This is a genomic window from Streptococcus sp. Marseille-P7375 (genome assembly GCF_902460365.1).
In the GTDB taxonomy this organism is placed as follows: domain Bacteria; phylum Bacillota; class Bacilli; order Lactobacillales; family Streptococcaceae; genus Streptococcus; species Streptococcus cristatus_I.
Map to the genome: position 1 here is coordinate 23,513 of NZ_CABPTR010000008.1, position 8,227 is coordinate 31,739.

Here is an 8,227-nt window from a genome sequence, read left to right on the forward strand (position 1 = left end):
TCCTTTAAAATAATTTTACTTGCTTCTCATACCTTTCAAGTCGTTGTTTAGCTTTATTAAAAATATCTGTATCTAATTCGCAGCCAACGTATTCAAACCCAAGTTCTTTACAGGCAATCAGGCTGCTCGCTGAACCGACATGAGTATCCAGAATTTTATCCCCTTTTTTTGCATAGGATTGTAGCAGCCAGATATAAAGATTGACTGGTTTTTGTGTTGGATGTATTCTAATTTCGTTTAATGCTTTATTTCCTTGTTGAAGGTGACCTTCAGAGATTGATTTTCCCTGCATCATACCGTTCCACATGTAGCGAAATAGCCGTGTGCTATCATGTAAACTGCAGTATGCCAATTCACAATCTGAAAAACTCGATTTTCCATTAACTTTATCCCAAACAATACGACCAGAGCCAAAAGGATAGTCAAAGTAGTTTACACCCCAAATAATTTGATTATTAGACACTCTAAAAAGTTCATCAAAATAATCTCTGTTTGGAATTTGCCACTCTGAGGTTTCGCCATACAGTCTGCTTACACCTATGGGACTGACTTTTCGTCCGTAATACTTTCTTTTTTCTGGTCCAGAAAAGTATGGAGGATCTACAATTGCAAGGTCAAAATAATCATCTGGATATTGACACATCACTTCAAAACAATCTGCATTGATAAATATATCCATCAATACCTCCTATCCTTCATCCCGCTGGGATAAACAAAGCACCTTCCAGTTGCACCCTCAAAGATACGACTTGACAGAGCACCATTCCCAAAATCATCCGCATACAATGCCTTAATTTCCTCGCTAGTCAAGTTTGTATTGATAATCGTGTTACTACGATTATCCAAAATCTCGTAGAGCACACGATGCGCCCACTCATTGCTACGAGCGTCAGCCTTGCGACTCTCTTTCCCCAGATCGTCAAGAAATAGAAAGTCAACGTTGGTCAACAGCTTTATCATCTTAGACTCAGAGTAGCCATTGTCAACCTTAAAACTCTCTTTGATTAAGCTAAAGAGCTTCACAACCGACACGAAAAGCACACTTTTCGGATCGTTGTAAGACTTAAACTGCTTATTAAGATAAGCAGCCAAGCCATAAGTCAAATGGCTCTTCCCAACACCAGACGGGCCAGTGATGATGACATTTCCTTTCTCACCTTTCGCATAGCTACGTTCCAACCGCTTCACGAAATTCACCGCTTCCTGGTCAATATCGCTCATAACCTCATAATTTCGCAAAGTCTTATCTCTTAGCTTGTCTGAGATAATGCTATCTCTCTCAAAGACAGCATAAGTATCAGCCAGCTTGCTTTGCACCTCGGATGTTTCGTTTAGCTTTTTTTCGAAGAGGCTAATCGCAGCCTTGGTGCACTCAGGACACTGCTTGATTTCTTCCAGCCGTCCCTTGATTGGCATTTTGGTTAGCCAGAGCTGGCAACCATGCACTTCACAAGTCTCGTCTAAGACCTGCCTAGCCTCAAAATTTTTAAAATAATCCATCAAAAACCTAACCTTTCGTCGATTATTTCTTTCTTGGTTCGTGGTGCTTGATTTAGATAACCTTCAAACTTTGAACCAAAGAGCGTTTCAGGTCTGAGATATTTTTCATACTTAGTGCCTGACCAATCCTTGACCGTGGTATCAATCACATGTTTGAAATCATCTAACCTGAATCCTTCTGACCATCTAGCCTTAATAAGAGTTTTGTTTTTCTGAATGTTAGGTCTGTAATTTCTATTAGCTTTTTCATTCAGGTAAGAAATGATTTCCTTGTATGGAATATCTTCTTCCTCATTGTCTGAAACTGTAGGATAGGTAGTTAAGCTATCCTCATCTAAGCTACCCTCACTTAACCTAACCTGTGTATCCATTTGGTATCCATTTGGTATGACATTTTCTAAAGGCTTGAGGTCAGCTGTTTTTGACTTATCAAATTCCAATTGAGCCTTTTCTGATTGGTACAATGTTGATTGGAATCTATCCGAACGAATATAGTTGTGAATCCTCCAATGACGGATGACCACCACACCGCTATGAAATGGAATCAAAAAACCTTTTGCAATAAGTAATTTCATATCATCATCACTAGCGCCAATGGTTCTCTGAATCGTCTTGGCCTTATCTATAAACCCTTCATCATCAGCTCCCATATTCAGATGAAAATAGAGAGCCTGAGACGATAGTGGCATTTCAAGAAAACGGTCAGTCTCAGTGATTTTTCTACTAAACATTCTTCGTTGTGCCATCTATTCCTCCACACTTGAAAATTTTGTGTATTCCTTGTGAAAATACAGCTTCACCGTCCCGAGACTGCCGTATCGGTTCTTTTTGACAAGAAGCTCAGTCAGATTGCTTTCTGGTTGATCGTCAGTCTTATCTTGATAGTATGCGTCACGATACAGAAAAGCGACAATATCAGCATCCTGCTCAATGCTCCCAGAATCCCTCAAATCAGACATGATAGGTCTTTTATCCTGACGTTGCTCAACGCTACGACTAAGCTGAGACAGAGCAATCACTGGCACTTTCAACTCTTTAGCAATGATCTTCAACTGCCTCGAAATCTCAGACACTTCCTGTTGCCGATTATCAGTCTTTCGTCCTGTGATAAGCTGCAAATAGTCAATCACAATCAGACCTAAACCGCTCGTTTCCTGAGCTAGTCTTCTAGCCCTCGCTCGAATGTCTGAAATCCTGATACCAGCCGAATCATCGATAAAAATCGGTGCTTCAGCCAGTCTACTCTGAGCATAGACCAGCCGTTCCCACTCGTCTGTGGACAAAGAGCCTGTCCTGATATGATGATTTGGAATCGCTCCTTCAGCGGACAACATCCGCTCAACTAGGCTCTCAGCACCCATTTCCAGAGAAAAGATAGCGACAGGCTGATTGGCCTTTGTAGCAACATTTTGAGCGATATTGAGAGCAAAAGCCGTCTTACCCATCGCTGGCCGTGCTGCTAAAATGATGAGATTATCCTCATGCAACCCAGTAGTCAGCTTGTCAAAATCAGTAAAACCTGATTCTATACCAGTAATTTCAGTAGTGTTGTTTGACCGTTCTTCAATTTTGCTATGATTTTCCAAGAGGACATCATGGATCGGACGAAAACTCCCTTTATTGCTCGACTGGCTCACTTCCATAAGTGATTTCTCAGCCTTAGCGATAATCTCATCAAGGTCCATATCCTCATCATAAGCATTGCCAATCGAGTCAGACAGATTAGCAATGATTGACCGCAACCTTGATTTCTTGGCCACAATTTTGGCATAATGCTTCGCATTTGAACTAGTGGGTACAGCATTGATAATCTCAGCTAAATAGCTGACACTCCCTACCAAATCCAGCTCATTGCTAGCTTCTAGCGCTGATTTTACAGTCACAATATCAATGGCTTCACCGCTGTCAAATAGACCCAGCATAGCCTGAAATAAAATCTTGTGCGCTGGTCTATAGAAATCCTCTGGCTTGAGAAGCTCTGTCACCTCAATCATCTTGTCAGGATTGATAAAGATCGACCCAAGAACTGCCTGCTCAGATACTAGATCGTGAGGCAAAACTTTGATTTCATCCATGACAGCCACTCAGATCACCCCAATCCCGTAGCCCGGCAGGCTGTTTCTTTCTAGCTTCAGCCATCTGCTCAGCAGCCTCACAGAGAGCCTGCTCCTGCATCCACAGCACATAGAGAGCCTGCATATTAAGCATCTCTTCTTCTTTTCGCTTTTTTTCAGCTTTACGATGGTCAACGTAGCAACCGACCACACCTGCAAAGAAAAAGAATGCAATCATCATCACGCTTCCCAGAAATTCACTCATCGCTTTCAATCCTTTCTCTAATTACCCTGTCTTCCTGCTCCAAATGAACGATGCGCACAGCATTTCTCCGCATGCTGTCCCTGTTATCATTTATCTGAGCTTGCAGATCCTTCAAATGATGCTCTCGCTCAATATTCGTCTTGACCAAAATCACAACTAAAAGCGTAAAGACACAAAAAATTGTAAACAATCCCAATTGAAGATTAGCGATTGTGTCTCTCATTGCTCTGTTTTTAAATTCTAGGTTTTCTATTTCTTTTTTTATTGCCATTTTTCTCCTCAACTTCTCACAGCCGTACGTTCCCAATTTTCGTGATACCAGTCAATAACTGCATCACGAGGAAATTTGTCACGTCTCCCCTCGATACGAGGAAAGTCCTTGTGACAGTTAAAACGCTCATCAAATGTTCCTGTGTCTCTCGTACCCAAAAGCATTTCTGAGCATTGAGATTTATTCAGCTCCATCGGGAAGCGCCTCTTTTCATCAGTCACGACGTGCATGACTTTCAAGGCTCGATCCATCAAACCAGCTTCAAACTGGTCTAACAGTTGATTCATTAGCTCATTCATGATATAATCCTCTTGTATATTTATTTATTTCAAAGCCTGATTGCCGTCAGGCTTTTTCTGTTTCTGACCAATAGTCATCCAGATTTACTGCCATGACAGCCGCAAGGTTCTTTTGCTCGGTCAGGATTTGTCGCTTGTACGGAGCCAGACCATCATCTCGTTCTGTAGCTGTTTTCGGCAGATAGTAGCCATTTGGCTTTCGTTTCTTGGCAACGATTGGATGATGAAAGTTGACTCGCAAGCTCTCAATCACTTCCTCAAGCTTTCGCTTAGTCAGTCCAGTGCTATTTCTCAGCTCACTTGCCTGGATAGGTAAATCAAAGCTAGCACAATTCCTGATTGCATTAAGTACCTTGACCTCGATCTCATTCATGTCTCTGCTAATCGTCATAGCTAGTCCTCGCTTCCCTCAATATCCAAAACTTTTGAAATATTGTCCTTGAGCTTCCGACTACCTTTTCCATATTTAAACAATTCTGAGATAGTTGATTTCGTTACTCCCACAGCCTCAGCAAGCTGAGTCTGAGTCCATTCAAGGTTGTACAGTCGCTCTTTCACAAGAGCAATCCAAATTTTCTGTTTTTGGCTCATCTTTTTCCTTTCTAATTTTTGTTATCTTTTCTGCTATAATAAAAGCAGAAAGGAGGTGAAATTATGGTTCATATGAAAATTAATCTTGAGCATTTTGGTTTCAAAGCTGAAGATATCAAAACAGAGATTTTAGAAATGGATGCCGACCATATTAAATCTCGAACCACTTATCCTAATGGATTGATATTGAGTTTTGAGCAAACTGCCGATGAAATATCTGTTGATACTAATTGGCGTTGGAAACAAGAACCTGATGGTTCTCTAACCCCGATACCTTAATATTAGGTGCATTGATATAGATAATATTTTCGCTAATCTGTATCAATGTTTTCCCTAAAGCAGTTTTATTAGTCTGTTTTTTTACAGGCTTTTTAGTATATCGATACTTCTTTAGTCTCATCTCCCCTCCCCCCTTTCTGTTTTTAATAAATTAGCTAAAAAGTTAGCGAACACACTTGACAAATTTTAAAACTAGTATTAAAATTAAAGCATGCAGAAAAAAGCTTACTAAAACATAATCTATCCTATTTCAACAGACGCCAATCAGTTTTCAGGAGTTTTATTTTTTAGTCGCATTGTTCGCTAACTTTAGCTTACGTATGTTATTTTAATACTAATCTTAATAAAAGTCAAGAGTTTTAAGATTAAAATTAAAATATTTTTTCGTATGCTTAGAAAGGTTGATAAATAAATGCCTACAGCATTCGACAGAATTAAAGATTTAGCTACTAATCAAGGAATATCTTTGAATCAATTAGAAGAAAAACTAGGTTACAGTACTAATACTCTTTATGGTATCAAGAAAGCAAATCCAAAATCAGATAGACTTCAGGAAATTGCTGACTATTTTAATGTTAGTACTGATTATTTGCTGGGCAGAACCAACAATCCCAAAATCGCTGATGACCAAGAAAAATTTTACTTTGAAGGTCAGGAAGTCAATGTGGAAGAACTTGCTGCTACAGCTATGCGCTATAACGGCAAGCCACTGAGCGACGAAGACAAGAAAGCGATTCAAAACATCATCGAAATCTATTTAAGAAAATAAAGGATGATACTATATGACCGAAAAAGAGCTCTGTGAGGAGCTAGGGATAAAAGTATTTGTGTTTGAGGATTCTTTGTTTGAAGATGAAGCCTTCTTTGTCCCAGGCATTAGAACAATGTTTCTGAGTGACAAAATCATGGAAGAGAATCGCATTAAAACCATCTTACATGAGATAGGACACAAAAACCATCTTCCTCACTTATATGCAATTTTTAGAGAAAAATACGAGCTAGAAGCGAATCGAGCTATGATCCAGCAGCTTATCCGATTAGAGATTGAAGCCTGCGAAGATAAAGAGCACTTTAACTTTTTAGCTTTTATGCAGAAATATAAACTAAAAACCATCGCTGATGAGGCAATGGTTAAAGAAGAATACAATAATTTAGTTAGTAATTTTTAAAGGGGATACTAATTATGGGACTTCTCAGCTTTTTAGGGTTTGGAAATAGTAAAAAGAAGTCAGCTAATAGAAACACAGCAATACAGAAATCCAGGATCATTTACCACGATGAATTTCGTTTAATGGGAACGAACTATCATAAGCAGGAAGCTTTTGCTGCCGCTGACTATTTAAGTGGTTATGAGCATTATTTCGGAAAAACTGGTAAAGAGCTCAAGTCATATCTTCAACGCAGTCTGAAACCTGTCTATAAGTACAATAAGCTAAAGACCGTTGATGTTTTGTTGCAGCGTGAGCCAACTAATCCACATGATAAAAATGCCGTCAAAGTACTGATAAATGATACATTTGTTGGCTATCTTCCAGCAGGAATTGCCAAAAGATTTTCATCTTGCATTGGAAATCCTAAATATAGATATGATGCGATTTTGACAGGACGAGGTGGACCATATAAAACGTTATCATCAAATTTAGAGAAAGTTGTTACACAACAAAAAGAACTCTATTTTGAATTAGATTTGACTATTTGGCATATAAAATAAAAAAATCCCCACGTTTTGCTTTGGCCGGCAGCGTGAGGACTGAGCTAGTATAGCAAAAAGGCATTAAAAAGCCCTTTTTACTATACCCATTTTATCAGAAAATGAGGTGAAAAACAATGGCATACTTTAGAAAAAGGGATAATGGCTGGGAATATCGTATCTCTTACAAGGATAGAGACGGCAAATATAAGCAGAAATCAAAGTCAGGCTTTAAGACCAAAAAACTAGCTCAAGCGGCAGCAAGGGAGGTAGAGGATAACCTATCCGAGAATATCCTGACAGACAAAGACGTCACGCTTTATGATTTTGTCAAAACCTGGTCTGAAGTATATAAGCGACCGCACGTCAAGGATAAGACCTGGGATACTTATACCAAAAACCTTAAGCACATCAAGACCTATTTTGGAGATTTGAAAGTAAAGGACATTACTCCGCTTTATTATCAAAAAAGGCTCAATGAGTTTGGCGAGAAATACGCTCAGGAAACACTTGAGAAATTCCACTATCAAATCAAGGGAGCTTTGAAGGTAGCAGTCAGAGAACAAGTGATCAGCTACAACTTCGCTGAAGATGCCAAAGTCAAATCTCAGATAGAAACTAGGTCGGAGGATAACGACTTTTTAGAAGAGGTTGAATATAAGGATCTAATAGCCTCTACACGCTCCAATATCCAGTACGTGTCCTATTTCACCCTCTACCTACTTTCTGTCACTGGTATGCGATTCTCAGAGGCTCTAGGGCTGACATGGAACGATATAGACCTGCAGAGCGGGATAATAGACATTAATAAGAGCTTTGACTACTCTAAAACGCAAGATTTTGCTAGTCTAAAAAATGAAAGTTCGAAAAGGAAAATCCCAATTGACAGAGTCACAATCGAGACTTTGAAAACTTATAAAAAAGAACACTGGCAAGCAAATATTAAAAACAGGGTATGTTTTGGCGTTTCAAACTCGGCTTGTAACAAGCTTATAAAAAAACTGGTAGGCAGGCCTGTCAGAAACCACAGTCTAAGGCATACTTACGCATCATATTTGATTTTAAAGGGCGTAGATATTGTAACCATATCGAAATTATTAGGACATGAAAGTCCAGATATAACCTTGAAAGTTTATTCGCATCAGATGGAGGCATTGGCAGAAAAGAATTTTGAAAAAATCAAAGAAATATTCCTGATTGCATAATTTGGGGCGAATTTGGGGCGAAACCTTAATAAAGCCTATTAAATCAATAGTATTTAATCCGTCTACCGCCTTT

At 39.2% G+C, this 8,227-nt stretch carries 14 protein-coding genes; 5 read left to right on the top strand and 9 right to left on the bottom strand.

Features of this window, described 5'->3' with window-relative positions; all coding sequences use genetic code 11:
* Window positions 1–4 precede the first annotated feature (4 nt).
* Genes FZ954_RS11600 through FZ954_RS11640 form a run of 9 tightly spaced genes read right to left on the bottom strand, consistent with a single transcriptional unit; the run spans window position 5 to window position 4,980 of the window.
* Window positions 5–679, bottom strand: a complete 675-nt coding sequence (locus FZ954_RS11600; protein WP_148878468.1) for a DNA methyltransferase — start codon at window positions 677–679, stop codon at window positions 5–7.
* The gene (locus tag FZ954_RS11605; protein ID WP_148878469.1) at window positions 679–1,500 is read right to left on the bottom strand and encodes an ATP-binding protein; all 822 of its coding nucleotides are present in this window, start codon (window positions 1,498–1,500) and stop codon (window positions 679–681) included. Before FZ954_RS11605 ends, FZ954_RS11600 begins: the two co-directional genes overlap by 1 nt.
* Window positions 1,500–2,246: a conserved phage C-terminal domain-containing protein gene (locus FZ954_RS11610; protein WP_148878470.1), complete on the bottom strand. Its 747-nt coding sequence runs from the start codon at window positions 2,244–2,246 to the stop codon at window positions 1,500–1,502. Before FZ954_RS11610 ends, FZ954_RS11605 begins: the two co-directional genes overlap by 1 nt.
* Window positions 2,247–3,575 carry a replicative DNA helicase gene (dnaB, locus tag FZ954_RS11615; protein ID WP_148878471.1) on the bottom strand — a complete coding sequence of 443 codons (1,329 nt, stop codon included), beginning with the start codon at window positions 3,573–3,575 and terminating at the stop codon, window positions 2,247–2,249.
* On the bottom strand, window positions 3,568–3,819 hold the full coding sequence (locus tag FZ954_RS11620) for a hypothetical protein (protein ID WP_148878472.1): 252 nt from the start codon (window positions 3,817–3,819) through the stop codon (window positions 3,568–3,570). The genes dnaB and FZ954_RS11620 overlap by 8 nt, the downstream gene beginning before the upstream one ends.
* The gene (locus tag FZ954_RS11625; RefSeq protein WP_148878473.1) at window positions 3,812–4,090 is read right to left on the bottom strand and encodes a hypothetical protein; all 279 of its coding nucleotides are present in this window, start codon (window positions 4,088–4,090) and stop codon (window positions 3,812–3,814) included. The genes FZ954_RS11620 and FZ954_RS11625 overlap by 8 nt, the downstream gene beginning before the upstream one ends.
* Before the next feature lie 8 nt (window positions 4,091–4,098).
* Complete coding sequence (locus FZ954_RS11630; protein ID WP_148878474.1) at window positions 4,099–4,389, bottom strand: DNA-binding protein; 291 nt, start codon at window positions 4,387–4,389, stop codon at window positions 4,099–4,101.
* A 46-nt stretch (window positions 4,390–4,435) separates the two neighbouring features.
* Entirely contained in the window at window positions 4,436–4,780 is a 345-nt protein-coding gene (locus FZ954_RS11635) for a hypothetical protein (protein ID WP_148878475.1), read from the bottom strand.
* Window positions 4,781–4,782: 2 nt separating this feature from the next.
* Window positions 4,783–4,980, bottom strand: coding sequence for a helix-turn-helix transcriptional regulator (locus tag FZ954_RS11640; protein WP_048765936.1), 198 nt, complete (start codon window positions 4,978–4,980; stop codon window positions 4,783–4,785).
* 63 nt (window positions 4,981–5,043) lie between these two features.
* On the opposite strand from FZ954_RS11640, the gene FZ954_RS11645 reads away from it, so the two are divergent.
* The 5 genes from FZ954_RS11645 to FZ954_RS11665 all read left to right on the top strand — a co-directional run bounded on the left by FZ954_RS11645 (window position 5,044) and on the right by FZ954_RS11665 (window position 8,154).
* Complete coding sequence (locus tag FZ954_RS11645) at window positions 5,044–5,259, top strand: hypothetical protein (protein WP_148878476.1); 216 nt, start codon at window positions 5,044–5,046, stop codon at window positions 5,257–5,259.
* 412 nt (window positions 5,260–5,671) lie between these two features.
* Window positions 5,672–6,028 carry a helix-turn-helix domain-containing protein gene (locus FZ954_RS11650; protein ID WP_148878477.1) on the top strand — a complete coding sequence of 119 codons (357 nt, stop codon included), beginning with the start codon at window positions 5,672–5,674 and terminating at the stop codon, window positions 6,026–6,028.
* Between the two features lie 13 nt (window positions 6,029–6,041).
* A complete protein-coding gene (locus tag FZ954_RS11655; RefSeq protein ID WP_148878478.1) occupies window positions 6,042–6,428 on the top strand; it encodes an ImmA/IrrE family metallo-endopeptidase in 387 nt (128 codons plus the stop codon).
* A gap of 14 nt (window positions 6,429–6,442) precedes the next feature.
* Complete coding sequence (locus FZ954_RS11660) at window positions 6,443–6,970, top strand: HIRAN domain-containing protein (RefSeq protein ID WP_148878479.1); 528 nt, start codon at window positions 6,443–6,445, stop codon at window positions 6,968–6,970.
* Window positions 6,971–7,086: 116 nt separating this feature from the next.
* Window positions 7,087–8,154 (top strand): site-specific integrase, encoded by a 1,068-nt coding sequence (locus FZ954_RS11665; RefSeq protein ID WP_148878480.1) that lies wholly within the window; start codon window positions 7,087–7,089, stop codon window positions 8,152–8,154.
* Window positions 8,155–8,227: the final 73 nt, after the last annotated feature.